Annotated in this window: 27 protein-coding genes; 12 read left to right on the forward strand and 15 right to left on the reverse strand. The window is 67.1% G+C overall.

All coding sequences use genetic code 11. The features are described 5' to 3' along the window. Positions 1-4: 4 nt before the first annotated feature. Positions 5-1,459 (forward strand): MFS transporter, encoded by a 1,455-nt coding sequence (locus Q9246_RS22090; protein WP_306393069.1) that lies wholly within the window; start codon positions 5-7, stop codon positions 1,457-1,459. A 42-nt stretch (positions 1,460-1,501) separates the two neighbouring features. On the opposite strand, the gene Q9246_RS22095 is transcribed toward Q9246_RS22090, so the two are convergent. Further along, positions 1,502-2,095 carry a J domain-containing protein gene (locus Q9246_RS22095; RefSeq protein ID WP_306393071.1) on the reverse strand — a complete coding sequence of 198 codons (594 nt, stop codon included), beginning with the start codon at positions 2,093-2,095 and terminating at the stop codon, positions 1,502-1,504. A 228-nt stretch (positions 2,096-2,323) separates the two neighbouring features. Here Q9246_RS22095 and Q9246_RS22100 point away from each other — a divergent pair, with 228 nt between their 5' ends. Beyond that, positions 2,324-3,463 (forward strand): MFS transporter, encoded by a 1,140-nt coding sequence (locus Q9246_RS22100; protein WP_306393072.1) that lies wholly within the window; start codon positions 2,324-2,326, stop codon positions 3,461-3,463. A gap of 85 nt (positions 3,464-3,548) precedes the next feature. Here the strand turns inward: Q9246_RS22100 and Q9246_RS22105 are convergent, their stop codons facing one another. The 7 genes from Q9246_RS22105 to purU form a co-directional block, all read right to left on the reverse strand. After that, positions 3,549-5,051 carry a tripartite tricarboxylate transporter permease gene (locus tag Q9246_RS22105; RefSeq protein WP_306393073.1) on the reverse strand — a complete coding sequence of 501 codons (1,503 nt, stop codon included), beginning with the start codon at positions 5,049-5,051 and terminating at the stop codon, positions 3,549-3,551. 6 nt (positions 5,052-5,057) lie between these two features. After that, positions 5,058-5,522: a tripartite tricarboxylate transporter TctB family protein gene (locus Q9246_RS22110; protein WP_306393074.1), complete on the reverse strand. Its 465-nt coding sequence runs from the start codon at positions 5,520-5,522 to the stop codon at positions 5,058-5,060. Between the two features lie 148 nt (positions 5,523-5,670). Continuing rightward, positions 5,671-6,645 carry a tripartite tricarboxylate transporter substrate binding protein BugD gene (locus tag Q9246_RS22115; RefSeq protein ID WP_306393076.1) on the reverse strand — a complete coding sequence of 325 codons (975 nt, stop codon included), beginning with the start codon at positions 6,643-6,645 and terminating at the stop codon, positions 5,671-5,673. Positions 6,646-6,856: 211 nt separating this feature from the next. Continuing rightward, on the reverse strand, positions 6,857-9,169 hold the full coding sequence (locus tag Q9246_RS22120; RefSeq protein ID WP_306393077.1) for a xanthine dehydrogenase family protein molybdopterin-binding subunit: 2,313 nt from the start codon (positions 9,167-9,169) through the stop codon (positions 6,857-6,859). After that, entirely contained in the window at positions 9,166-10,194 is a 1,029-nt protein-coding gene (locus Q9246_RS22125; protein ID WP_306393079.1) for an FAD binding domain-containing protein, read from the reverse strand. The genes Q9246_RS22120 and Q9246_RS22125 overlap by 4 nt, the downstream gene beginning before the upstream one ends. After that, positions 10,191-10,718 (reverse strand): (2Fe-2S)-binding protein, encoded by a 528-nt coding sequence (locus Q9246_RS22130; protein ID WP_306393081.1) that lies wholly within the window; start codon positions 10,716-10,718, stop codon positions 10,191-10,193. The genes Q9246_RS22125 and Q9246_RS22130 overlap by 4 nt, the downstream gene beginning before the upstream one ends. A gap of 99 nt (positions 10,719-10,817) precedes the next feature. After that, entirely contained in the window at positions 10,818-11,708 is an 891-nt protein-coding gene (gene purU / locus Q9246_RS22135) for a formyltetrahydrofolate deformylase (protein ID WP_306393083.1), read from the reverse strand. A 207-nt stretch (positions 11,709-11,915) separates the two neighbouring features. Here purU and Q9246_RS22140 point away from each other — a divergent pair, with 207 nt between their 5' ends. Next, positions 11,916-12,407, forward strand: coding sequence for a GNAT family N-acetyltransferase (locus tag Q9246_RS22140; RefSeq protein ID WP_306393085.1), 492 nt, complete (start codon positions 11,916-11,918; stop codon positions 12,405-12,407). Position 12,408: 1 nt separating this feature from the next. Here Q9246_RS22140 and Q9246_RS22145 read toward each other — a convergent pair whose 3' ends face one another. Continuing rightward, positions 12,409-12,873 (reverse strand): hypothetical protein, encoded by a 465-nt coding sequence (locus tag Q9246_RS22145; RefSeq protein WP_306393087.1) that lies wholly within the window; start codon positions 12,871-12,873, stop codon positions 12,409-12,411. Between the two features lie 179 nt (positions 12,874-13,052). Between Q9246_RS22145 and Q9246_RS22150 the strand changes: the two genes are divergently transcribed. Beyond that, positions 13,053-13,349 carry a putative quinol monooxygenase gene (locus Q9246_RS22150; protein WP_306393088.1) on the forward strand — a complete coding sequence of 99 codons (297 nt, stop codon included), beginning with the start codon at positions 13,053-13,055 and terminating at the stop codon, positions 13,347-13,349. 17 nt (positions 13,350-13,366) lie between these two features. Here Q9246_RS22150 and Q9246_RS22155 read toward each other — a convergent pair whose 3' ends face one another. After that, the gene (locus Q9246_RS22155) at positions 13,367-13,756 is read right to left on the reverse strand and encodes a group III truncated hemoglobin (protein ID WP_306393090.1); all 390 of its coding nucleotides are present in this window, start codon (positions 13,754-13,756) and stop codon (positions 13,367-13,369) included. Positions 13,757-13,760: 4 nt separating this feature from the next. After that, positions 13,761-14,957: an NnrS family protein gene (locus Q9246_RS22160; protein ID WP_306393092.1), complete on the reverse strand. Its 1,197-nt coding sequence runs from the start codon at positions 14,955-14,957 to the stop codon at positions 13,761-13,763. 225 nt (positions 14,958-15,182) lie between these two features. On the opposite strand from Q9246_RS22160, the gene Q9246_RS22165 reads away from it, so the two are divergent. After that, positions 15,183-15,794 (forward strand): PEP-CTERM sorting domain-containing protein, encoded by a 612-nt coding sequence (locus Q9246_RS22165; RefSeq protein WP_306393093.1) that lies wholly within the window; start codon positions 15,183-15,185, stop codon positions 15,792-15,794. A 2-nt stretch (positions 15,795-15,796) separates the two neighbouring features. Here Q9246_RS22165 and Q9246_RS22170 read toward each other — a convergent pair whose 3' ends face one another. Together Q9246_RS22170 and Q9246_RS22175 are read right to left on the reverse strand one after the other, a co-directional pair. Then, complete coding sequence (locus Q9246_RS22170) at positions 15,797-16,330, reverse strand: ankyrin repeat domain-containing protein (protein WP_306393095.1); 534 nt, start codon at positions 16,328-16,330, stop codon at positions 15,797-15,799. 70 nt (positions 16,331-16,400) lie between these two features. After that, positions 16,401-17,609: an MFS transporter gene (locus Q9246_RS22175; RefSeq protein WP_306393097.1), complete on the reverse strand. Its 1,209-nt coding sequence runs from the start codon at positions 17,607-17,609 to the stop codon at positions 16,401-16,403. A gap of 104 nt (positions 17,610-17,713) precedes the next feature. Between Q9246_RS22175 and Q9246_RS22180 the strand changes: the two genes are divergently transcribed. Both Q9246_RS22180 and Q9246_RS22185 read left to right on the forward strand, forming a co-directional pair. Next, the gene (locus Q9246_RS22180) at positions 17,714-18,628 is read left to right on the forward strand and encodes a LysR family transcriptional regulator (RefSeq protein ID WP_306393100.1); all 915 of its coding nucleotides are present in this window, start codon (positions 17,714-17,716) and stop codon (positions 18,626-18,628) included. Between the two features lie 67 nt (positions 18,629-18,695). Next, positions 18,696-19,073, forward strand: coding sequence for a Rap1a/Tai family immunity protein (locus Q9246_RS22185; RefSeq protein WP_306393101.1), 378 nt, complete (start codon positions 18,696-18,698; stop codon positions 19,071-19,073). Positions 19,074-19,102: 29 nt separating this feature from the next. Here the strand turns inward: Q9246_RS22185 and Q9246_RS22190 are convergent, their stop codons facing one another. Beyond that, positions 19,103-21,256, reverse strand: coding sequence for a TonB-dependent receptor domain-containing protein (locus tag Q9246_RS22190; protein WP_306393103.1), 2,154 nt, complete (start codon positions 21,254-21,256; stop codon positions 19,103-19,105). A 318-nt stretch (positions 21,257-21,574) separates the two neighbouring features. Between Q9246_RS22190 and Q9246_RS22195 the strand changes: the two genes are divergently transcribed. From Q9246_RS22195 to Q9246_RS22205, 3 genes are all read left to right on the forward strand, one after another. Then, positions 21,575-21,889, forward strand: a complete 315-nt coding sequence (locus Q9246_RS22195; protein ID WP_306393104.1) for a c-type cytochrome — start codon at positions 21,575-21,577, stop codon at positions 21,887-21,889. Between the two features lie 221 nt (positions 21,890-22,110). Then, positions 22,111-22,812, forward strand: coding sequence for a pirin family protein (locus Q9246_RS22200; RefSeq protein WP_306393105.1), 702 nt, complete (start codon positions 22,111-22,113; stop codon positions 22,810-22,812). Positions 22,813-22,880: 68 nt separating this feature from the next. Beyond that, complete coding sequence (locus Q9246_RS22205) at positions 22,881-23,264, forward strand: OsmC family protein (RefSeq protein WP_306393107.1); 384 nt, start codon at positions 22,881-22,883, stop codon at positions 23,262-23,264. Positions 23,265-23,286: 22 nt separating this feature from the next. Here the strand turns inward: Q9246_RS22205 and Q9246_RS22210 are convergent, their stop codons facing one another. Further along, a complete protein-coding gene (locus Q9246_RS22210; RefSeq protein WP_306398238.1) occupies positions 23,287-24,213 on the reverse strand; it encodes a LysR substrate-binding domain-containing protein in 927 nt (308 codons plus the stop codon). Between the two features lie 167 nt (positions 24,214-24,380). Between Q9246_RS22210 and Q9246_RS22215 the strand changes: the two genes are divergently transcribed. Beyond that, a complete protein-coding gene (locus Q9246_RS22215; RefSeq protein WP_306393109.1) occupies positions 24,381-24,647 on the forward strand; it encodes a XapX domain-containing protein in 267 nt (88 codons plus the stop codon). Between the two features lie 36 nt (positions 24,648-24,683). Further along, positions 24,684-25,370, forward strand: a complete 687-nt coding sequence (locus Q9246_RS22220; RefSeq protein ID WP_306393111.1) for a hydrolase — start codon at positions 24,684-24,686, stop codon at positions 25,368-25,370. Positions 25,371-25,416 lie beyond the last annotated feature (46 nt).

Here is a 25,416-nt window from a genome sequence, read left to right on the forward strand (position 1 = left end):
GGCGATGCACGCCCCGGCTAGTGTACATATCCCACGTCCAGCACTGCTGGCCGCGATCTTCGTGTTCAACTTCATCGAATTCCTGTCGACCGGGATGACGGTGTTCGCGGCGCCGGCCATCATGGGCCACGTCGGCGCGTCGCCCGAGGAATACGCGACCGTCTCGGCGCTGTACGCGGCGGTGGCGGTGCTGTCGATTTCTCAGCTGACGGTGCTGTTGCAGCGCCTCGGCTGGCGCAACTACCTGCTGGGCGCGGTGCTGTGCTATATGCTCGGCGCCTGGCTGTGCGCGACCAGCGGCAGCGTGGCCGCCTTCGCCGGCGGACGCCTGCTGATGGCGCTGGGCGGCGGCGTGTTCATGACGGTCTCGCGCATGATGGTCAACCTGATCCCGCCATCGCCGCAGCGCCTGCAGGGTATCGCGGCCTTCGGCGGCGCCCTGTCGTGCGGGCTGGCGCTGGGACCGTGGGCGGCATCGGCCATGCTGTCCCACGAAGCCTGGGGCGGGATGTTCCTGGCGCTGGCCGCGCTGGCCACGCTGGGTGCGTTGATCGCGACACGCTGGCTGCCGCAGGACGCCGTTACGCTCGATGGCAGTCCATCGCGCATGCATGTGCCGGACGCGGTCCTGCTCGGCCTGGGCGCCGCCGTGACCTTGTATGCGCTGCAGCACCTGACCTACGACTGGCATGGCGAGCGGACGCCGCTGATGTGGCATCTGGCGCTTGGCGTCACCCTGCTGGCGGCCTTCGGCGTGGTGCATGCGCGGCGCAGCGACCCCTTCCTGCATCTGCGCATCCTGAAAAGCCCGCGCTACCGGCTCGGGTTGTTGATCTTCAGCGTCTGCTACGCCGTGCTGGGCATGGTCAACACACTGCTGCCGCAGGTGCTGCAGAAGGGCCTGGGCGTGGGCCTGGAGCAGGCGGGCGAATTGCAGGGCATCGGCCTGCTGTCGACGCTTGTCGCCTTCGTCTCGATGCTGGAACTGGTCAAGCGCAAGCCACATCCGACCAAGTTCTACGTCACCGGCTTCCTGATGCTGGCGCTGCTGGCCTGGCGCTTCGCGACCCTCGACCCGCGCGCCCATGCCTGGGATGCGGTGACGTTCTGGCTCGGCCTGTTCGGCGCCTTCCTGACGCTCGGGATGGCGACCACGGCGATCCACTCGTTCAAGGACCTGCAGGCGGACAATGTGGTGTTCTCGAACGCGCAGCAGCTGAAGAACATGCTGGGGCAGGCGGGGCTGGCGCTCGGCGTGGGGCTGACCAATATCGGGCTGCAGGAAAGAAGTGCACTGCATGCGTCGCGCCTGGGCGAGAAGGCGTCAGCGCTCGGCGACGGCGGCGCCGCGCTGGCGCGTCAGGCCGGCCTGCTGGCGGGGCAGGACCTGTTCTGGATCGTGATGTGGGTTGGATTGGCGGGCGCGGTGCTGCTGGCGCTGCAGCGCCGCTTCGACTGACGCGGCAAACGATATATGGCGTGCTGGCGGCACGCCTTGCGATCAGTCGGTTTCCTGGCTCGATCGCAGGCGTGCGATCTCCTCCCGCGCCAGGTTGATCTGCTGCGCCTTATCGGTGGCGAATTCCACGATAAGCTCGTCCATGCCGCTGAATTTATCGGGATGGAAGATCTGAATCCGCTTCTTGTAGGCCAGCTTGATGTCCTCGTCCGACGCGTCGGGGCCCACCTTCAATATCTGGTAGGGGTCGAACGTTTCCTCCTTCACCGCGGCCGGCTTGGCCGACTTGCGCAGCGCCTTCTTGAGCGCCCTGATGCGGCGTTTCTGGTCGCGGAAGATCTCCTCGAACGACAGGATCATGCTTCCGTATTCTTCCTGCACCCAGGTGAAGTCGTAGGTGGCGCGCAGGTTCTTGAGCAGGTAGTTGCCGTGGGCGCGGCGACCCACGCCATCGAACACCTCGATCGCAATGCCGGGATAGCGCTTTACGAACCGTGTCTTGAACTCGGTCACAGTGCCCTCCGCCTTGAATCGGGTCTTCCAATAGTCAGGGAGGGTAGTGGCGTTGCCTGCGAGGGATACGCGGATCCCGTCGACCTGATGAATACTCTGTTCCAGTCCGCTCAAATTAGCCATCGATATTCCAGTAACACCGTTTGATTGAGAAGGCCTGCCATGAAATGATGGCGCTGCCAGCAAATTTCCATCAGACAAGATGATACCTGACATAAGGACTGGTGCCGGCAGTTTCGAGGCCGTTACCGGATTGGACGTGTAGCCGCAGAGCGGCACTGGAACGAGGTGCGAGGCAGCCCGCGCTCTACGCGTGCACCGCGCGTCGAGCGAAACTTCTACACTGCGGTCATGCACATGACCACCCCGCGGCGCCGCATCCTGCTGCTCGGCGCCACCGGCTTTGGCCTGATCGCCGTCTGCTACGGATTCGCGCGCTTCGCCTTCGGCCTGTTCCTGCCGCGGATCGCGGCCGATCTCGGCCTGTCCTCGTCCCTGGGCGGCACCATCGCCGGCGGCTCCTTCCTCGGCTTTTGCCTGGCGATCGTGGTGGCGGCCCGCTGCACCGAGCGCCTGGGGGCACGGCCTGTCGCCGTCGCAGCCGGCCTGGTGGCGGCCGCCGGCCTGCTGGGGATCGCGTTCGCGCCGTCGGCCTCCTGGCTCGGCGCGGCGGTGATCTTCGCCGGCATGAGTACCGGCCTGGCGTCGCCGGCGCTGGCGGCGGCGGTGACGGCGATGGCGCCGCCGGCCAGCCGCGACACCTGCAATACGGCGATCAACGCCGGCACCAGCGCTGGCGTCGCGCTCTCCGGCCCGGTCGCGGTCATGATGGGCGCCGACTGGCGGCTGGCGTTCGCCGGTTTCGCCGCGGCGGCGTCGGCGATGTCCCTTGCCACGCTGGCCGTCCTGGCTGGCGGCAAGCAGGCGCCGGCCACGCCCGGCCCGTTGCTGCCGGCGTTCACTCCCGACCTGAAACGCCTGGTGATGGCCGCCTTGCTGACCGGCGCCGCGAGCACCGTCGTCTGGAGTTTCGGCGGTGAACTCGCGAAGACCAACCTCGGATGGGACAGCGGGAAGGTGGGCATGCTGTGGACGGCGATGGGCGCCGCGGGCCTGGCCGGCGCCGCGGCGGGCTACCTGGTGGCCCGCGCCGGGCTGCGCGCCATCCACCTTGGTTTTCACCTTGCCATGGCGGCGTCGATCGTGGCCGTCGGCTGCGAGCTGGGGAGTCCGGCACTGGTATTTGGCGGCGGCGCAGTCTTCGGCGCCGCCTACCTGATGCTGACCGGCGTGTATCTGGTCTGGGGCATCTCGGCGCTGCCGGAGCGGCCCGCCGCCGGCGTGACGGTCGCCTTCCTGGCGCTGACGGTGGGCCAGGCGCTCGGCGCGCCGGTATTCGGGTTTGCCCTGGACTATCTGCCGGCAGATGCCCTGGTGGCGGCGTTTGCCATGCTGGCCTGCGTGGCCGGTGCGATCCGGCGGCCTAATTGACACCGATAAACAGCGCCGCCCGGCGCCAGCCTCGGGAGGCCGGCGCCGGGCGGCGCCTTGTTACAACCAACTGCGGGGCGATAGGTCAGTCTTCCTGGAACGCCTCTTCGCGCTTCTTGCGCAGCGACGGCAGCAGCACGACGATCATCGCCGCGGCGGCCAGGCCCAGCATCACGCCCGAGATCGGGCGTTCGATGAACACCATCGGATCGCTGCGCGACAGCAGCAGGGCGCGGCGCAGGTATTCTTCCATCATCGGGCCGATGATGAAGCCGAGCAGCATCGGCGCCGGTTCCAGTTCCAGCTTGGCGCACAGGTAGCCCAGCAGGCCGAATACCGCCATCAGGTAGACATCGAATTCGCTGTTGTTCAGGCTGAACACGCCGATCGCGCAGAACAGCAGGATCGCCGGGTACAGCAGCTGGTAAGGCACCATGATCATGCGCACCCAGATGCCGATCATCGGCAGGTTCAGCACCACCAGGAACAGGTTGCCGATCCACATCGAGACGATCAGGCCCCAGAACAGGCCGGGCTGCTCGGTCATCACGGCCGGACCCGGCTGGATGCCCTGGATGATCATCGCGCCGATCATCAGCGCCATCACCGGGTTCGACGGGATGCCGAGGGTCAGCATCGGGATGAACGAGGTCTGGGCGCCGGCATTGTTCGCCGCTTCCGGCGCCGCCACGCCCTCGATCGCGCCCTTGCCGAACTGCGCCGAGTTCTTCGACACCTTCTTTTCGAGCGAGTAGGAGGCGAACGAGGCCAGCATCGCGCCGCCGCCCGGCAGGATGCCGAGGATGGAGCCGAGGCCGGTCGCGCGCAGCACCGGGGCGATGATGCGCTTGAAGTCTTCCTTGTTCAGCATCAGGCCCTTGACCTTCTTCATCACCAGGTCGCGCGACTCGTCGTGCTCCAGGTTGCGGATGATTTCGCCGATGCCGAACATGCCCATCGCAACGATCACGAAGTTGATGCCGTCCGCCAGCTGCGGCAGGTCGAAGGTGTAGCGCGCCGAACCGGAGTTGACGTCGGTGCCGACCACGCCCAGCAGCAGGCCCAGGAGCACCATGCCGATTGCCTTGAGCAGCGAGCCGCTGGCCAGCACCACCGAGGCGACCAGGCCCAGCACCATCAGCGAGAAGTATTCGGCCGGGCCGAATTCGAGCGCCATGTCGGCCAGCGGCGGCGCGGCCAACGCCAGCAGCACGGTCGCGACCGAGCCGGCGAAGAAGGACGCGATGGCCGCGGTGGCCAGCGCCTTGCCGGCCTGGCCGTTGCGCGCCATCTGGTAGCCGTCGAGGGCCGTCACCACCGACGACGATTCGCCGGGCAGGTTGACCAGGATGGCGGTGGTGGAACCACCATACTGGGCGCCGTAGTAGATACCGGCCAGCATGATCAGGGCCGATTCCGGCGGCAGGCCGAAGGTGGCCGGCAGCAGCATGGCGATGGTGGCGATCGGGCCGAGGCCCGGCAGCACGCCGACCGCGGTGCCGACGAACACGCCGACCAGGCAGTAAAACAGGTTTTGAAGGGTGAACGCCGTCTCGAGGCCGAGGGCGAGGTTGCTGAAGAGTTCCATATTGTATTAATTCCCGCCGAGCCAAGGACCAATGATGGGCATCGGCAAGCCAAGCAGCTTGACGAACAGGCCCACCGCGAACAGTGCACCGCCGACCGCCAGCGCAGATGCCTTGGCCAGGTTGAATTTCTGGCCGGCGTAGCTGCTGATCATGATCAGGAGGATGGTGGCCGGGATCAGGCCCGCGTCGCGCATCAGGAAGCCGAACAGCAGCACGGCGACCAGCACCAGCGCCAGCTCTTTCCAGTACAGGCGGCCGATCGGCTCGCCCGGGCGGAAGAAGGAGCGCAGCAGCGAGGCTGCGCCGACCAGCGACAGCAGGCCGCCGAGCACGGTCGGGAAGTAGGCCGGGCCCATGCGTCCGGCCGTGCCCATTTCATAGTCCTGGCCGATGACGATGGCGCTCAGGCCGAAGAAGAGAAAGACGATGCCGCTCCAAAAATCCTTTGGGTGGCGTATGAATGATGGCACGTGGTAGTCCCCTTTTTTTGTGATGCAAATGCGGTGTTACAGATGCAGTGGTTCGAAGTAGCGGTACGGTTACGGCGGGTACAACAGGTACAACAAAACGCACCGTCCCGGCAGGGCCGGCACGGTGCGCCAATTCAGGTCTTCATGCTCAGTCGGCGAACGCGCCGGCCTTCTTGATGATCGGGCCCCACAGGTCGATCTGCTGCTTCAGGTGGGTGCGCAGGGCTTCCGGCGTGGCCTGGTTGCTCGGCACCGGCTCGGTGCCCAGGTCGTTGAAGCGCTTGATCACGTTCGGGTCGCGCAGCGAGGCGCGCAGCGCATTGGCCAGCGCATCGACGACCGGCTTCGGCGTGCCCTTCGGCGCGTACAGGCCGTGCCAGACGCCGACCTCGAAGCCCGGCAGCGCGCCGGATGCCAGGGTCGGCAGGTTCGGCAGCGACGGCACCACGGTCTTGGTGGTCACGCCATAGGCCTTGATCTTGCCGCTCTTGATCTGGCTGGTGGTATTGGTGGTCTGGTCGCACATGAAGTCCACCTGGCCGCCCAGCAGGTCGTTCATCGCCGGGCCAGTGCCTTTGTACGGCACGGTGGTCAGCTCGACGCCCATCGCGGTCTGCAGCAGCATGCCGCACAGATGCGAGGCCGAACCCAGGCCGGCGTGGGCATAGGTCACCTTGTCCTTGTTGGCCTTGACGTAGGTGATCAGCTCTTTCATGTCCTTGGCCGGGAAGTTGCCGCGCGCGACCACGGTCATCGGCACGTCGGTGATCAGGCCGATCGGCTCGAAGCTGTCGATCGCGTTATAGGGCAGCTTGCGGTACAGGGCCGGTGCGGTCGACTGGCCGATGTGGTGCAGGAACAGGGTGTAGCCGTCGGGCGCCGCTTTCGCCGCGCGCGCCGCGCCGATGGTGCCGCCGGCGCCGCCGACGTTCTCGATGATGATCTGCTGCTTGAGCGTGGTGCCCATCGATTGCGCGACCAGGCGCGCCACGGTGTCGGTCGGGCCGCCGGCCGCGAACGGCACGATCATGGTGATGGTCTTGTTGGGGTAGGCCTGGGCCTGGGCCAGGCCGCTGCCGAAAGCGGCCAGGCACGCGACAGCGCACAGCATCTTGAGCTTCATGTTTGTCGTCCTCGTCATCTCGTTCTTGGTATTGGATGGCAACCTGCACCTTGCCGGTGCATCGCTGCTGGTTGGCGTTGTCTTACGCAGTTGAGGTTGTACCAGTAAACATATTGATATGCAACTACGTGGAACTACGTATGTCGCATAGGTGTGACGAGCGCCGGCGGCGTGTGCCGCCGGCGAGATGATGACTTATTTTCTTTTTCCGTCAGACTGGCGGCGCGACCGGAAGTTCCCGATCGCCCAGCAACAGCTTGGCCGGGGTCATCGGCGTAGTGCGCAGGCGCTTGCCGGTCGCGTGGAAGATTGCGTTCGACACCGCCGCCGCCACACCCACGATGCCGATTTCGCCCACGCCCTTGGCGCCGAGTTGCCTGGTCACGATGCGGTCGTCCTCTTCGACGAAGATGACGTCGATGTCGTGGATGTCGGCATTGACCGCCACGTGGTATTCGGCGAAGTTGTGGTTCATGAAGCGCCCGTAGCGGTGATCGGTATGGGTTTCCTCATGCAGGGCCTGGCTGATGCCCCATACCACGCCGCCGCTGACCTGGCTGGCCGCGGTCTTGGCGCTGATGATGCGCCCGGCCGCGATCGCGCTGACCACCCGTGTCACGCGCACCATGCCCAGTTTCTCGTTGACGCGCACCTCGCAGAACACGGCCGAGTGCACGGCGCGCGCATACTTGCGCTGCTTGAGCATTTGCGGCGTCATGAAGAATTTTTCTTCGACGCGGTCCTTGCCCGCCGCCCGCAGCACGCTCGCGATCTCGACCCGCCGCGCCGGATCCTTCCGGACGAAGATCGCGCCGTCGCCGAATTCGACGTCGCGCATGCGCACGCCGTCGAGCGGTGAGTCCTTGAGGTCGACCGCCAGCTTGAGCAGCGTCTTCTTGAGCTTCTCGCAGGCGCCATGCACGCCCGAACCGACCGTCGCCATATGCGACGAGCCGCCTTCGATCGGCGCCATCGGCAGGGTCGAGTCGCCCAGCTGGAAGGTCACCTGTTCCAGCGGCAGGCCAAGCTGTTCGGCGGCGACGATCGACATCGCGGTGTAGGTGCCGGTGCCGATGTCGGACGCCGCGCTGCTGACCACCAGCCGGCCGTCGGCATGCATCACGGCCGACACGCGCGCCACCATCACCAGCGAATCCCAGATCCCGGTCGCCATGCCCCAGCCGACCAGTTCTTCGCCGTCGACCATCGAACGCGGTTCGGGCGGTCGCTTGTCCCAGCCGAAGCGCTCGGCGCCCTGGCGGTAGCATTCGCGCAGTTCCTTGGTCGAGTAGGGCTTGTCCTCGATCGGGGCGACGTCGGTATAGTTCTTCAGGCGCAGGGCCAGCGGGTCCATCTTGAGTTCATACGCCAGTTCGTCCATCGCGACTTCGAGCGCGTGCACGCCGTGGGCGGCGCCCGGCGCGCGCATGTCCAGCGGCGTGAAGCGGTCATGCGCCACTACCTGGTAGCCCAGCTTGATGTCCGGGCAGGCGTACAGCTGGCCCGACCAGTTGACGATCACTTCCACGTAGTCCTCGAGGCGCGAGGTCTCCTGAATGGCCTCGTGCCAGATCGCCTTGAGCGTGCCGTCGCGGTCGGCTCCAAGGCGGATGCGGTGCCAGGTCTCGGGGCGGTGGCCGAAGCTGAACATTTGCTGGCGGGTCAGCACCACGCGCACCGAACGCTTCAGTTGCAGCGCCCCCATCACGGCCAGCGGCAGCTGGTATTGCGGACGCAGGCCGGAGCCGAAGGCGCCGCCCACGTAGGGGTTGCGCACCGTGACCTTGTCCTTCGAAATACCGAAGCCGTGCGAGACATACCAGCGGCTGTTCTGCGAGCTTTGCGTCTTGTCGTAGATCGTCAGGTGGCCGTCCTCGCCGTAGATGACGGTCGAGGCGAACATCTCCATCGGATTGTGATGCTCGACCCCGTTGTAGAACTGCGAGTCCACCTTGACCGGCGCATTCGCGAAGGCTTTCTCGCCGTCGCCGGTGGAGCTCGGCGGCGTGAAGCCGGCCTTCATCTTCTTCGGCTCATACGCCTCGTCCAGGCGGTGCAGGTGCTCGGTCTCGTGCTCCTCGACGTCGTAGTGCACGCGCACCAGCGCGGCCGCATGACGCGCCGCCTCGAAGGTGTCGGCGATCACCAGCGCGACCGGTTGGCCGCTGTAGAAAATCTGGTCCGAGAACAGCGGGCGGAACGGCGAGCCGGCCGGCGCCGTCATGTCCTTCCAGGCGATGTCGAATGAACGCATCTTGGGGCGGTTCTCGTGGGTCATCACCGAGATCACGCCGTGCGCGGTGAGGGCGTCGACGGTGTCGATGCGGGTGATGCGGCCCTTGGCCACGGTGCTGCTCACGACCACGCCGTAGCACAGGTCCGGCGCGAAGTACTCGGCCGCGTACTGGGCCTGGCCGGTGACCTTGGCCCGGCCGTCGACGCGCGAGACGGCCATGCCGCTCTTCACGCGGCCGGTGCCGGCGGGGGCGGTCGGTGTGCGCAGTTCTGGAATCAGGTCGGTCATGCTCGGTCTCCTCGGTGTGCTTGTTGCCCGCCGGCGGCCGCGGTGCCGCGGGCGGCCGTGGTCAAAGCCTGGACGATGGCGTTCTTCGCCAGCGCCAGCTTGAAGTCGTTGTGGCCGTAACCCCGTGCTCCTTGCAGGATGGCGTCGGCGGCGCGCATGAAGGCGGCTTCGCCGGGGGCCTCGCCGACCAGCGTTTGTTCCGCGGCTTCGACCCGCCACGGCTTGTGGGCCACGCCGCCCAGGGCGATGCGAGCGGCCTTGATGGCGCCGCCTTCGAGGTCGAGGGCAGCCGCCACCGACACCAGGGCGAAGGCATAGGACAGGCGGTCGCGCACCTTGATGTAGGCGCTGTGGTCGATGAAGCGATCGGCCTGCGGCACGCCGATGTGGGTAATCAGTTCGCCCGGTTGCAGCGTGTTGTCGATTTCCGGACGGTCTTCCGGCAGGCGGTGGAAGTCGGCGAAGGGAATCTCTCGCTTGCCGCTGCTGGACTGCACGTGCACGGTGGCGTCCAGCGCGCGCAGCGCCACGCACATATCCGACGGATGGGTGGCGATGCAGGTTTCGCTCGTGCCCAGGATCGCGTGCTGGCGGTTGACGCCATCGCGCGCCGGGCAACCGGTGCCGGGTTCGCGCTTGTTGCAGGGCGTGCCGATATCGTAGAAATAGACGCAGCGGGTGCGCTGCATCAGGTTGCCGCCATTGCTCGCCATATTGCGCAACTGGGGCGAGGCGCCGGCCAGGATTGCGCTCGAGAGCAGCGGATAGCGCTCGCGCACCAGTGGGTGATAGGCAGTGTCGGCGTTGCGGGCCAGGGCGCCCAGCAGCAGGCCGCCGTCCTCGCTGGCGTCGATCCGGTCGAGATCGAGACCGTTGATGTCGACCAGTTGCGCCGGGCGCATCACGCCTTCTTTCATGAGGTCGAGCAGGTTGGTGCCGCCTGCGATCGGGCGTGCTTCGCCGGCGTTCAACGCCGCCAGCACGCCGTCGAGGTCCCGGGCTTGGGTAAAGGTGAATGGATTCATGCCAGCACCGCCCCGGTAGTGAAGGCGGGCTTGTCGCCGCTCGCGTTCTTGCGCAGGTCCATCACGTGCACCACGGCGTCCGCGATCTGCGGATAGGCGCCGCAGCGGCAGATATTGCCGCTCATGAGTTCGCGCACGTCGTCGCGCGACCGGGCCTGGCCCTCGTTCATCAGGCCCACGGCCGAACACAGCTGCCCGGGGGTACAGTAGCCGCACTGGAAGGCGTCGCACTCGATGAAGGCTTGCTGGAGCGGGTGCAGGTCCTCGCCCTGGGCCAGGCCCTCGACCGTCGTGACCTCTTTACCGTCCTGCATGACTGCCAGGGTCAGGCAGGAGTTGATGCGCTTGCCGTCCACCAGCACCGTGCATGCGCCGCATTGGCCCTGGTCGCAACCCTTCTTGGTGCCCGTCATGCCTGCGCGTTCGCGCAACAGGTCCAGCAAGGTCACCCAGGACTCGACATTGAATTCGCGGTCTTGCCCGTTGATACGCAGGCGGACCGGATACTGCTGGTGAAGTTCCATGGTCATTCCCCTCTATGAGAAGCCATGACCTTACCTGTGCGGCAAGGGCGTCGCGGTTAGGTGACGCACCTATTCCTGAAGTTGGATCGCTTCCTGCCTTCAGGGGCCGCGGAACACCACCGTCTTGTTGCCATCGACAAAGACGCGGCGCTCGATATGGAATTTCACGGCCGTCGCCAGCGCCAGGCATTCGTTGTCGCGGCCCACGCGGGTCAGCTGGTCGACACGGTAATTGTGGTCGACCCGGGTCAGCACCTGTTCGATGATCGGGCCTTCGTCGAGGTCGGGGGTGGCGTAGTGCGCGGTCGCGCCGATCAGCTTGACGCCGCGGTCGAAGGCTTGCTGGTAGGGCTTGGCGCCCTTGAAGCCGGGCAGGAAGGAGTGGTGGATATTGATGCACTTGCCCGCCAGGCGGCGCGCCAGTTCGTCCGACAGGATCTGCATGTAGCGCGCCAGGATCATGAGTTCCGACCCGGTCTCTTCGAAGATCTCGAACAGGCGCTCTTCTTGCTGGGCCTTGTTCTCCTTGGTCACCGGCAGGAACACGAAGCGGATGCCTTCGCGCTCGACCATCGGGCGCAGGTCGAGGTGGTTCGACACGACGGCCGTGATCTGCATATTCAGTTCGCCGTTGCGGCGGCGGTACAGCAGGTCGTCCAGGCAGTGGTCGGTCTTGGAGACCATGATCACGGTGCGCACCGGATCGAGCGGGTCGAACATCTTCCACTGCATGTCGAGGCGGCCGGCGACCAGGCTCGCGAACTCGCTGCGGATGTCGTCGATCGGCGGCGAGTGCTCCTGCTGGCGGAACACGGCGCGCATGAAGAAGCGCGCGGTCGAATCGTCGTCGAACTGCTCCAGCGCGCAGATATAGCAATCGCGCTCGGCGAGGAAGGTCGCCACGGCGGCGACGATGCCGGTGCCAGCCGGGCAGCTGGCGTTGAGGATGTATTCGATGCGGCCGGCGGACGCCGGGGCGAGGCTGCTCATGAGTCGTTCCTGTCGGTGAAGGGCTGGTAGTCGGTGCCAGTCCGTCATGCGACACCGGCTGGTGGGCCGGCGGCAGATCGGGAGTCCAACGCCACCGGTTCGGCGGAGCAGGGAGGCGATGTTGTCAGAATGTATAGAATGATGGGTGAGGCGTCAAGGGTGCGCGCCTGTCGCGTGCTACCATGCCCGCTTTTTTTGTGCGCCGCCATGTTCCACACGATCCGCCCAATGCTGCCCGACGACCTCGCCGCCGTGCTGCGCGTGCAGGCGGCCTGCTATCCGCCGCCAATGCAGGAGGCGCCCGACGTCGTGTCAATGCGCCTGCGGGCGGCGCCGGCGACCTGCGTCGTGGGATGCGATGGGGATGGCGTGTGCGGCTACCTGTTCGCCTATCCGTCGCGCCTGGGGCGGGTGACCGCGCTGGATGCGCCGTTTGCGCCGGCGCCAGACGCCGACACGCTGTACCTGCACGACCTGGCGGTCGATCCGCGCGCGCTGGGGCGCGGGCTGGCGCGCTCGCTGGTGGCGCACCTGCTCGGCCCCGGGCAACGCCCGGCGCTGGCGCATGCGGCCCTGGTGGCAGTCCAGGACAGCGCGCGCTTCTGGGGCGGCTTCGGCTTCGCGGCGCATGCGACCGACGACCCGGGCCTGGCCGGGTACCCGCCCGGCGCCGTCTACATGGCGCGCCTGAACTGCTGATTTACTGGACCCGGCGCACCTTGGCCGAGCTGTTGGTGCCGTCCACCCGCAGGAAGATGGTGCCGAACACGTTGCGCTCGATGCTGACCTTGACGTCGCTACGGCGCGGCAGGACCGCTTCGCTGCCGTCGATGATGCGCCAGACCTGGCCGTTGGCCAGGCGGATCTGCGAGCCCGGTCCCCAGCCCTCGAAATCGCCCACGATCGTGCTCTGGACCGACTTGGGCTGCGTTTCGCGCTGCTTGACCGCTTCCATGCCGAAGTTCTGCTCGGCCGTCGCGGCCGGCGCGGCCGCGGTCGCCGCTGCCGGCGCTTGCGCGGGCCGGGCGGCGCCGACGGGAATCGCGTCGTAGCAGGCCACGCGCGCGGCGACGTCCGGGATGGCGCGGCATTTCAGGAGCGCGGCATCGTCGGCGAGCGCGGAACCGGAGGCGAGGAACAGTAAGGCGAGTGGCAGGGCTTTCATCGATTTCCTTATTCTGGGTGACGGCTTGCCCCGGCGCGGGGCGGTGTCGATTATAGGGGAAGCCGCCGCCGGCGTGGAAATCGAGGCGCCGCCAGCGGCCCCTGGTGCGAAGGCCTATACTGCATGCGGCTGCGCCAGGCAATCCGGACCGTGGCGCACCCTCGACAGGAAGGAAGAACATGCCAGAGCAAGTCACGATCATCGCCACGCTGTATGCCCGCGCCGGCCACGAAGAAGCACTCGCGGCGCGCCTGCGCGCCATGGTGGAAGAGACCCGCAAGGAAGCAGGCTGCATCCTCTACGACCTGCAGCGCGCGCACGACGACCCGCGCGAATTCGTCATGGTCGAATACTGGCGCGATGCCGAAGCCGTGGCGCTGCACGACGCCAGTCCCCACATGGCGGCGCTGGTGACCGACCTGCCGCCGCTGGTGGAGCGGCCGGTCACGGTACGCAAGTTCACGCCGGTGGGTTGAGGCAGGCGCGGGCCGCCTCAGGCGGCGCGCCCGAACAGTCCGATCTGCAGCCCGCGCGCCATGCCGCGCGCGGCGTCGAGCAGGGCCTCGGCATCGGTGGGTGCGAACAGCGCGCCGGCCGTGGCCTCGAACAGCGCGAGCCAGCGCGCGAAGTGGGCCGGCGTGAGCTGGGGCATGGCCTGGTGCTTGCCGAACACGTTACCGCGAAACTCGCGCGCGCCCAGCATCGCGGTGCTCCAGAAGGCGACCATGCGCTCCTTGTGGTGATCCCGGGCGCCGTCGGCGATGATCCCGGCGAACACGGGCCCGAGCATGGCGTCGCGCCGCACCTCGTCGTAGAATTCGTCGACCAGGCGCGCCAGGGACGGGCGCGCGAGCGGCAGCGGGTAGGCGGTTGGGGCCTGCATGGCGTCAACCCGGCTTGCCGTCGAGGCGCGGGCGCGCGAGCCAGGGCCCGTAGCGCAGCAGGTAGACCACGAAGGCCAGCGACCACAGGACCGCCGACAGCGCCAGCGCATGTCCGCCCGCGGGGCCGTCGGACAGGTTCGCGGCCAGGCGCGCCGCCACCGCCAGCGGCAGCAGCGCGAACATCGCGATTTCGGCGCCGCCGGCCTTCAGCGGGCGTCCGGTGTGGCCGCGCGCGGTGCGGGTGATCATGGCCCCGATCATGCCGCTCATGGCGCCCGCCGCCAGCAGGTGCAGGGCGGCGCTGCCGCTGACGGCGCCCAGGCCGGCGAGGCCGAGCGCCAGCAGGCCGGGCACCAGCAGCGCGTACGACAGGTGGAACGACCATAACAGCGGAGTGCGCAGGGTCGACAGCGGGTCCCACAGGACCAGGCGCGCGCCGTTCAGCAGCGCCGCCGCGATGCCGGCCAGCGCGATCGCCCAGCCGGGCGCCGCGACCAGCCAGCACAGGGCCGTCAACACGATCGCGGCGATACTGGCCTGGTCGAGCCGCGGCAGGTTGCGCGGCTGGCTGCCCGGCGCGCCATTGCGGGTGAACATGGGGCCGACGCGCCCGCCGATGACCGCCACCAGCAGCACCAGCAGCAGGATCGCGCCGTGGATCGGCGCCAGCGGCGACAACGCGAGCACGCCGTTCAGCGCCAGATGGAATGCCAGGTTAGACACCCCGAGCAGTGCGACGACGCCGCAGATCGGCAGGTTGCGGCGATTGTTCGCGCACAGCAGCAGGCGCAGGATCACGCCTGCCACCACGAACAGGAAGGCCACGTCGACCAGCGCATACAGCAGCGGCGGCGCGCCGAGGGCGGCGCAGCGCCCGGCGAGCCACAGCAGCACCAGCGCCTGCAGGCTGCGTCCGTGCGGCGTCGCCAGCCCGGTCCAGGTCTGGATGGCGGTCAGCAAGAAGCCGGCGACCACCGCGACGGCGAAGCCGAACACCATTTCATGGGTGTGCCACAGCAGGTCGACGGGCCCTTGCGGCAGCAGGCCGAGATAGGCCAGCAGCCAGGCCGGCACCGCCGTCGCTGCGAAGGCGGCGGCCAGCAGGTAGAAGGGGCGGAAGCCGAGCCGCCACAGGGGGGCACTGGCAGAGGCCAGGTGTAACTGGCGGGGAAGTGGATCGGCGGCGGAAGCGGCGGGCATGCGGTCCTCCTGGTTTAAGATGCATCAAGAATACATCAAAAGCCGTCGTCCGGCAGGTCTGTCCTTTGGTGGACTTTGGGTCTTCGGGTGTCGGGAAATTTAACAGTCGCTCGCGGCTCGTTGGCGGCGGTAACAAAATAGCCAATGAAATCAAGTGGTTACCGTATGGATCCAGCTGGGAACGGTTCTTGCTCATCCTTTCAGGGTAACCACAAGGAGCATCAGATGTTGCGTATTACCCCGTTGTTGTTCGCGGCCGCGCTGCTGGCCCAGCCGGCCCAGGCCGGTGTTAAGTATTCCTGGCAGCAAGTAGAGGCATCGGCGTCGATGCCTGCGAATCTGAATCTGGAGCTTGTCTTCTCCGCCGAAGCCGTCAGCCTGGGCGAATTGAAGCTCGACTTTCGGAATAACTGCTATTCCGATAGCTGCGGATTCAAGCAGGACAGCCTGTTGTCGCTGCGTTACTGGTACGGCGGCGCCGACTCGGCGACTGGCGCCAACCTGATCGACTACCGCTACAACCGTCAGCCGACGATGTTCTACGACCGTATAGAGCTATCGCTGACCTTCCTCCCCGAAGGGCTGCTCGGCGGATCGATGTACGTGTCCAATGGAGAATCGGACTTCCGGATGTCGAGTGCCGGTTCGCTGTTTGCCATGATCGAGGCGAACAGTGACCAGAAGGACGGTTGTGGCTTCCAGTATCCGGCCTGCGCAGGCTCGACCGGCCTCCTGGTCGGCGTGGCGCAGAACGAGGTGCCTGAGCCGTCGAGCGCGGCGCTGGCCGGGCTGGGCCTGGCCGCGGCCTGGTTCGCGCGCCGCCGCCGGTCGCGCTGACGTCAAGCGCGCGGCGCCAGCAGCGCCGCGGTGTCCGCCGCGCCCATGCGGTTCGCGGCGTCGAAGGCGCTGACGCCGTCGGCATCGCGCCGCGCCGGATCCGCGCCATGTTCGATCAGCAGGCGCGCGATGTCGACCCGGTTGAACATGGCGGCGAACATCAGCGCAGTCTTGCCGGACGGTCCCGCGTGGTCGGGAATGGCGCCGTGCGCGAGCAGCAGGGTGGTGACCGCCAGGTCGCCCTTGAAGGCGGCGCCGTGCAGCGGCGTCTGCGATGCATCGTTCATCAGTTGCGGGTCGGCGCCGTGTTCCAGCAGCACGCGCGCGGCGTCGTGGTGGCCGTGGTAGCAGGCCAGCATCAGGAGGCTGTCGCCGCGTTCGTTGCGCAGGTTCGGCGGCAGGCCCTGGGCCAGCAAGGCGCCCAGCGGTTCGGCGTCGCCGGTGCGGGCGTGCTGGAAGACCTTGCGTACCCATTCGAGGGTGGCTTCGTCGAGTTCGGCCGGGGCGGCCGGCGGCGTGGCATCGTGCTGTGACATGGTTGTCCCGGTTGGCGTGGCGATGCCCGATTAAAGCATATCCGCCGCGCGCCTGCGCAGCGTGCGAGTGTCAGGCGCGCTGGCGGCTGGCCGTGTGTTCGGCCGCTTCCATGATCCACGCCGGCACCGCCAGCGCCGGCAGCAGCATGCCCGCCACCAGCGCCGCATGCCAGCCATGCTCAGCCAGCATCCAGCCGCCGAGGGCCGAGCCGACCGCGCCGCCGGCGAAGAACAGGGCGAAGTACAGGCCGTTCAGTCGGCTGCGGATCTCGGCGCCGAGGGCGAACAGGGCGCGCTGGCCGAGCACCAGGTTGGCGGCGACGGCGGCGTCGAGCACGATCGCGGCCAGGGCCAGCAGGCCCAGCGCAAGTGGCTTGGCGTGCGGCGCGAACAGCGGCAGCAGGAAGCTCAGCGAGCCCACGACCAGCGCTACCGCGGTGGCGGCCAGCGTATGACCGTTGTCGGCCAGGCGGCCGGCAATGGGCGAGGCGACTGCGCCGGCCATGCCCACCAGGGCGAACAGGGCGATGCCGTTCTGGTCCAGGCCGAAGTCGGGGCCGGCCAGCGCCTGCGGCACGACGGTCCAGAACAGGCTGAAGGCGCCGAACAGGCCCGCGTGGTACAGCGCGCGGCGGCGCAGCACGACGGTGTTGGCCAGCACCGGCCACAGCGATGCGATCAGGGCCGGGTAGCGCTGGGAGGCGGCCGGCCGGCGTTGCGGAAGCTTGAAATGCAGCACCACGGCCAGCACCAGCACCAGCGCCGCGGCGATGCCGAACACTGCCTGCCACCCGCCCAGGCCGGCCAGCAGGCTGGCCACCGGGCGCGCCACCATGATCCCCAGCAGCACGCCGCTGACTACCTTGCCGACGGTCTGGCCGCGCGTGGCATCCGGCGCCAGGTGGGCCGCGAACGGCACCAGCACCTGGGCCACCACCGCGCCCAGGCCGATGGCGAGGGCGGCCAGCAGGAATTGCCAGGCGGTGGAGGCGATCGCGGCCAGGCCCAGCGCGGCGCCGGTGGCCACCAGGCCGCCCACGACCAGGCGCCGGTTCTCGAGCAGGTCGCCCAGCGGGACGATGAACAGCAGGCCGAGACAATAGCCGACCTGGCTCAGCGTCACGATCAGGCCGCTGGCGGCCGGCGGCATGCCCAATGCGGCGCCGATGGGGCCGACCAGCGGCTGGGCGTAGTACAGGTTGGCGACAGTGATGCCGGCAGCAAAGGCCAGCAGTATTGTCATGCCGCCGGACAGTTGTGCTTGGGGGGACGTTCTCATGGCGTGCTCCTTGGTGGATATTGAACGAACCCATTCTAGGCAGGCATGAGAGAAAGATAATTAGGGCATAATGCTCACATACAATTCATTAAATATGAACAATCATGGACAAGGTCAAGGCGATGCAGACCTTCGTGCGGATCGTCGAGGCCAATAGTTTCACCAGGGCCGCCGAATCGCTGAACCTGCCGCGCGCCTCGCTCACAGCGACCATGCAGAACCTGGAGCGCCACCTCGGCGCCCAGCTCCTGCAGCGCACCACGCGCCGGCTGTCGCTCACGCCGGAGGGCGAACGCTACTATGAACAGTGCGCCGCGATCCTGGCCGCCATCGACACCGCGGAAGCCGGTTTCCTGGGCGACGCCGCGCGCCGCATGCAGGGCCGGTTGCGGATCGACATGCCGGGCGCCCTGGGACGCTCCATCGTGCTGCCGCGGATCGGAGAATTTCGCCGCGCCTGGCCCGGCATCGATCTCGGCATCGGCATGGGAGATCGCCTGGTCGACCTGACTGCCGAAGGGATCGACTGCGTGCTGCGGGTCGGCGCCCTGCAGGACTCCAGCCTGGTGGCGCGCCGGATCGGCCTGATGCGCTTCACGATCGCGGCCACGCCGGACTACCTGGCGCGGCGCGGCACGCCGCTGGGGATAGCCGACCTGGCCGGGCACGACGGCATCGTCCATTTCTCGGGCCGCACCGGGCGTCCGTTCGACTGGGAGCTGCAGGATGGCGCAGGGGTGAGGAAGGTGGCCATGAAGGGCGGCATCGCCGTCAACGACGCCGATGCGAACCTGGCCTGCGCACTGCAGGGCCTTGGCCTGGCGCAGCTGGCGCGCTACCAGTTGCGCGGCCATGCCGGCCAGCTGCTCGAGGTATTGCCGGATGCCGCGCCGACGCCGATGCCGGTGTCGCTGGTGTATCCGCAGGGGCGCATCGCCAATCCGCGCCTGCGGGCCTTCGCCGACTGGGTGGGCGCGGTGTTCGAGGACGATCCGGACCTGCGGCTGGCGCACGATTGAGTGTCCGCAAGCGTAGTGCATGGGACGCGCCGCACCATGGGACGCCGATTGCTTCACAGGAGCCACGATGAAAGCCGCCACCTGGATCGCGCTCGCGGCCTGCCTGCCGGCCGGCGCGCTGGCCGCGATCCCGTACGTGTATCCGTTCAACGCCATGACCGGCCAGGAAGTCGTCGAGCAGCGGCTCAAGGAGCCGAAAACCCAGCTCGACTACATCCGGCGCGAGAAAGTCGAGGCCTATCTCGATGGCATCAAGGATGGCGCCCACGGCCGCGAATGGTGCCTGGCCCGGCCGGTGCTGCCGGGCGAGCTGAACCTGGCGGTGGTGCGCCGCCTGAAGGCGACGCGCGCGCCGGCCGAACTGAAGCAGAACGCGGCGCCGCTGGTGCTGGCCGAGCTGAAGCGGCGCTTTCCCTGTCCCAGGGCGGGCAAGAAAAAGCGCTGAAGTTACAACAAGCCCGCATCAAGCCCGCATCAGAAGTCGACGTTCATCGACACCCACAGGCGGCGGCCGTCCATATTGTTGACGTACACGCTGCTGTAGGTCGGCGCCGCCGTCGGCGTCGCGCGGTAAGGACGGTAGTCGACGAAGTCCTTGTTGAGCAGGTTGTAGACTGCGGCATTGATCGAGATCGCCGGGCTGACCTGGTAGCTGGTGCCCAGGTGCAGCATGCCATAGGCCTTGTAGTCGCCCAGGGCTTCCTTGGCGGCGCGGGTCGAGGCCGAGCTGCCCGGATCGCGGAAGCGCTCGCTGCGGTACTCGGCGCGCAGCCACGAATTCCACTGCGGCGAGATGTCCCAGGTCAGGCGCGCGTTGACCGAATGTTCCGGCGTGTCGCCCAGTGGCTTGCCCTGGTTCGGACCGCTCTTCTGTTCGCTGTCGGTGTACGTGTAGTTGGCGCTGGCGGCCCAGCCGTCGGCGATCTTGAAGCGCGTGGCCAGTTCCAGGCCGCGGGTCACGGCCTCGTCGACGTTGATCGACTGGCCGAAGGTGTCCACGTTCGGCCAGTTGCCGAAGTCGGCGCAGCCCGGGCGGTTCGGGTTCTGGCGATACGAGCAGTTCAGAAGGCCGGTGCCGCTGGTGATCTTGTCCTCGAATTCGTTGTTGAACACGGTGACGTTGGCGGTCCAGCGAGCGCCGTTGTCGAAGTAGGCGCCCAGTTCGGTGGTGATGGTGGTCTCGGGCTTCAGGCCCGGGCTGCCGATCAACGGAATCGTGCCCTGGCCGCCGAAGCCGTTGATGCCGGGCGAGAGCTGCTCGACGCGCGGGGTCTTGTAGCCTTTGCTGACGCCGCCCTTGAAGGTCCATTGCGGCGACGTGGTCCACACCAGATAGGCGCGCGGGCTGGTCTGGCCGCCGAAGATGCTGTGGTCGTCGTAGCGCGCGCCGAGGGTCAGGGCCAGGCGTTCGTGGAAGCGCCATTCGTCTTCCAGGAACAGCGCCTTCTGGGTGAAGGCGAACACTTCGGGCGCCACGCCGTCGACCATCTCGGCATCCCAGTGCTGGGCGCCGATGGTGGTCAGGTGGTTGCCCCATGGGACCAGCAGCTTGGTGTCGAACACCTTGCTCTCGACTTCCAGCGTGCGCGGCGCGCCGGCCACCGCGCCAGGCGTGCCGGGCGGGATGGTGCGGCCGATGGTCTCGGTCTTGTTGACCATATAGCTGCTGTCCCAGGTGCCGAACGGCAGGCGCGCCTTGTAGGCCAGGGTGTACTGGTCGCGGTCGTATTTCTGCTTCGGACCGTAGCCGCCCTGTACGCTCTGGGTGCCGACCTGGCCGCGCGAGTTGTCGTAGGTCTGGCGCGTGCCGTCCACGTCCAGGATGACTTCGTGGTAGCGGTTCGGCGTGAAGGCCAGGCGCGCGCCGAGGTTGTGGACCTCGGCCTTGACCGGATTCGAACCCATGTTCAGGTTCACTTCGCCGTTCTGGTTGTCGTAGGTGATCGTCGCTTCGTTGCGGCGCAGGGTGCTGCCGCGCACTGCCAGGCCCAGTATTTCGCTCACGAGCGGGCCGTTCAGGTAGAACTTGGCGCCCTTGACGTCGCCGAAGCGCGATTCCTCTTGCAGGGTGTAGTCGGCCGACACCGTGCCGCCCCACTGCTTGCCGACCTTGCGCGTGATGATGTTGACCACGCCGCCCATCGCGTCCGAGCCGTACAGGGTCGACATCGGGCCGCGGATGATCTCGATGCGCTCGATCGCGCTCACCGGCGGCATGAAGCTGGTCGAGGTGCCGCCGAAGCCGTTCGGGGTCACGTTGCCGGCCGCGTTCTGGCGCCGGCCGTCGATCAGGATCAGGGTGTAGTCGCTCGGCATGCCGCGGATGCTGATGTTCATGCCCCCGGTCTTGTCGCCGGCGGCGGCGACGTCGATGCCTTCCACGCTTTCCAGGGCCTGGGCCAGGTTGCCGAAGCGTTCCTTCTCGAGCTGTTCGCGGGTCAGCACCGTGATCGAGGCCGGCGCTTCGCGAATGGTCTGCTCGAAGCCGGACGCGGTGACGACCACGGTCGCCATGTCGGCCGGGGCGGCGGTGCTGGTGTTGGCGCTGGCGCCGAAGGGCAGGGCGCCGATGGCGAGACCGAGGAGGGAGCGGCGCAACAGCGGCGCAGGGAAGATTTGCTTGGGCATCGTGTATCCGTAGTTTTAGTTAAGAACGTGTAATTACAGGTGTAAATCCATGTAAAGAGATCGAACCGGCAACATTCTAAACACAAATACGAATCATTCCTATTTCTATTTATTGCAAAGATGCAAGAATGCGACGCGCGCCGTGCGGCGACATCCCGAACTTTGGCGGGAAGCAGCCCCGCGGCCGAATGGATTAGTGCTCATCCGTAAGGACCAAGGACGCGGCATTGTCGGCTATCATGCCGGATGCGCCAGGGCCGAGGCTGTCGGTCTCCGGCAGCAGCGCCCATTGTCATTACAGCCTACACAGGAGCACCTATGAAGAAGACCATGATCCTGGCGGCGACCTTCGCCGTCGCCGCCGCCACCGGTCCTGCAGCCCACGCCAGCGCCGACCTGGCCAAGGCCAAGGCCTGCATGGCTTGCCACACCGTCGCCAGCAAGCTGGTCGGACCGTCCTACAAGGACGTCGCCGCCAAGTACGCCAAGGACGCCGGCGCCGAAGCGCGCCTGGCGCTGAAGATCCAGAAGGGCAGCAGCGGCACCTGGGGCCCGATCCCGATGCCAGCCAATCCGCAGGTCAGCGACGCCGATGCGAAGGCCCTGGCCAAGTGGATCCTGGCGCAGCAATGACGCTGGCGGCGCGGGGCGCGATGCCCTGGCGCCGCTTTTTTGGGGCCTGTCTTGATGATCGAAATAATCGATCATAGGCCAAGAGATTATCCGTTTTTCAAGCTGCTACGGCGCGAGCATAATGACTCCATCGCATCGAATACAGAAAGAATGTCGAGACGGCGGCAAGGCCGGCGAGAATCGATCGGTTCGATGGTCCACAACCACGAAAGGAGCACATCATGTTGAACGTACGTAAAAGCAATGAACGCGGAGGCGCCAGCTTCGGCTGGCTCGATTCGAAGCACACCTTCTCGTTCGGCCACTACCACGATCCGAAGCACATGGGCTTCGGTCCGCTGCGCGTGATCAACGAGGACAAGGTGCAGCCGGGCCGCGGTTTCGATTCGCACGGCCATCGCGACATGGAGATCATCTCCTATGTGCTCGATGGCGCGCTGGAACACAAGGACAGCATGGGCAACGGTTCGGTGCTGCGCTACGGCGACGTGCAGATCATGAGCGCCGGTTCGGGCGTGGTGCACAGCGAGTACAACCATTCGAAAACCGAGGGTGTGCACTTCCTGCAAATCTGGATCATGCCGAACGTGGGCAGCGCCGCACCGCGCTACGAAGAAAAGCACTTCGACACCGCGGACAAGACCGGCAAGCTGCGCCTGATCGGCTCGCCCGATGGCCGCGAGGGTTCGGTGTCGATCCGCCAGGACGCCGCGCTGTACGCCACGATCCTCGACGGCGACGACGCCGTGGAGCACAAGCTCGGCGCCGGACGCCAGGCTTATGTGCACGTGGTGCGCGGCCGGGTGACGGTCAATGGCGTCGCCCTCGACGGCGGCGACGCGCTGAAGGTCAGCGCCGAAGAAGCCGTGACGCTGGCCCAGGCCACCGGCGCCGAAGTGCTGCTGTTCGACCTGCCACAATGACGATCCACCGGGAGCGCGGGCCCGCCTGCGGGCGACGCTCCCGGTCCCGACGACCACCGGAGACACCCATGCAAGTGACCACCACCCGCGGCAACGACAAGCTGCAGTACAAGCTCCAGATCGGCAAGCACCAGCTGCTGGCCGATGCCCCCGAAGCCCTCGGCGGCGACGACACCGGCCCCGAACCGCACGACCTGCTGGCCGCCTCGCTGGCCGCCTGCACCGCGCTGACGGTGACGATGTATGCAAAACGCAGGGGCATGGCGCTGGACGACGTGCGCGTCGCCATCGACCACGCCCAAGAGGACGGCGCCTATGTGCTGCAGCGTCAAATCGAATTCGTCGGCGCCCTGAGCCAGGAAGAGCGCGAGCGCCTGCTCGACATCGCCAGCAAGTGCCCGGTCCACAAGACCCTGTCCGGCGCCATCCGCATCCAGACCGACGTCGTGTAGGGTCGACGCCATCGGCGCCGGCCTACCCGGGCCCGGCGCAGGGATCGCGCGCCAGTCGCGCGAACGCCGCCGTCGTGCGCATCCTGTCGATCCACCACCTGAGCGCCGCGCCATCCTCGCCGCTGCGCCAGGCGAGATAGAACGTTTCATCCGCTTTCGGTTCCACCACCTGTTTTTCGACCAGCAGTCCGCGGTCGATGGCCGGTCGCGCCCATGCCTCGGGCAGGAAACCGAAGCCCAGGCCCTGGACCTGGAATTCATATTTGGTGCGCATATCGGGCACCGCCAGCGTCTCCTGCCCGAACAGCAGGCCGACGGTGCGCGCCCCCAGCACGCGGGCCGAGTCCGACACCGAGATCGCCCGATGGGGCAGCAGGTCGGTCTTGTCCAGCGGACGGCCCTGCGCGGCCAGCGGATGGTGCGGGGCGACGGTGAACACGAAGGCGCTGGTGCCCATCGGTTCGGCGGTGTAGCCGCCGCCCGACGGTCCCTCGCCGGCGGCGCCGATCGCCAGGTCGACGCGGCGATCGAGCAAGGCGTCCCAGGTGCCGGACAGCGATTCGCGCACGATGCGCAGCCGGGTCTGGTCGGCCACGCCATAGAAGGCGTCGATATCCGGCTGCAGGGCGCCGGCCGACAAGGTGGAATCCATGCCGAGGGCGATCTCGGTCTCCCAGCCCGAGGCCACGCGCCGCACCCGCGATTCGAGGTCGCCGGCGGCGCGCAGCAGGTAGCGGCCCTCCTTGAGCAGTTCCTGGCCGGCGGCAGTGAGCGTCACCTTGGGGCCGAAGCGGTCGAACAGGCGCACGCCCAGGTCGTCCTCGAGCTTGGAGACCGTATAGGAGATGGTCGAGGGAACGCGGAACAGTTCCTTGGCGGCCCCGGCGAAGGAGCCGCGGCGGGCGATGGTTTCGATGATCTGGAGGGCGTCGAGGCTGAGCTTGAGCAATGGCGTGTCCTGTAAGGCGGGTAGCGCCATGGTAGCGCCAAGCGCCGCTCGCGACCAAGCCCCCGCACGTCGAAAATAGCAATCTGATTCTATCGGCGCGGCGACGGTCTAACGATACTGCACCGTATCGACGCCGGCCTGGCGTCCCCCGCAAGGAGGAGCGCGACATGTACCTGATATCACTGGGCGCCGGCATCCTGGCCGGCCTGTTGTATGGCCTGATCAATGTGCGCTCGCCGGCGCCACCGGCCATCGCCCTGATCGGCCTGCTGGGCATGCTGATCGGCGAGCAGATCGTCCCGGTCGCCAAGCGCCTGATCGATGGCGACCCGGTCACGGCTGGCTGGTTCGCCAGCGAATGCAAGCCAAAAATTACCGGCGTGGCCGCCAGGACGCCGGAGCCGCAAGAGCAGGACGGCCCGCGCCAGGGCTGATTCCGCCATTTTTAACCACCAGCAAAGGAGAACGGCATGACCAATCCAAAACTCGAAGTCCTGACCCCGCAGAATTCGCAGCTGATCGTCATCGACCACCAGCCGCAGATGGCCTTCGGCGTGCAGTCGATCGACCGCCAGACCCTCAAGAACAATGTCGTGGGCCTGGCCAAGGCGGCCAAGGTGTTCAACATCCCGACCACGATCACCACGGTCGAGACCGAATCGTTCTCGGGCAATACCTATCCCGAACTGCTGGACGTGTTCCCCGGCCAGCAAATCCTGGAACGCACCTCGATGAACTCGTGGGATGACCAGAAGGTGCGCGATGCGCTCAAGGCGAATGGCCGCAAGAAGGTGGTCGTGGCCGGCCTGTGGACCGAGGTGTGCAATACCACCTTCGCCCTGTGCGCGATGCTCGAAGGCGAGTACGAGATCTATATGGTGTCGGACGCCTCCGGCGGCACCACCAAGGAAGCCCACGACATGGCCATGCTGCGCATGGTGCAGGCCGGCGTGGTGCCGGTGACCTGGCAGCAGGTGCTGCTCGAGTGGCAGCGCGACTGGGCCCACCGCGATACCTATAACGACGTGATGAAGATCGTCACCGAGCATTCGGGCGCCTACGGCATGGGCGTGGACTACGCCTACACCATGGTGCACAAGGCGCCGGCGCGCGCCAGCGGCACGCACGAGGTGCTGGCCCCGGTGCCAGCGCGCTGATTTTCGGAGTCGACTTCACCGTCGCATTCCCCGCAGTCCTCGCCGC

The sequence above is a fragment of the Telluria beijingensis genome (assembly GCF_030770395.1).
GTDB classification, from domain to species: Bacteria; Pseudomonadota; Gammaproteobacteria; order Burkholderiales; family Burkholderiaceae_D; genus Telluria; species Telluria beijingensis.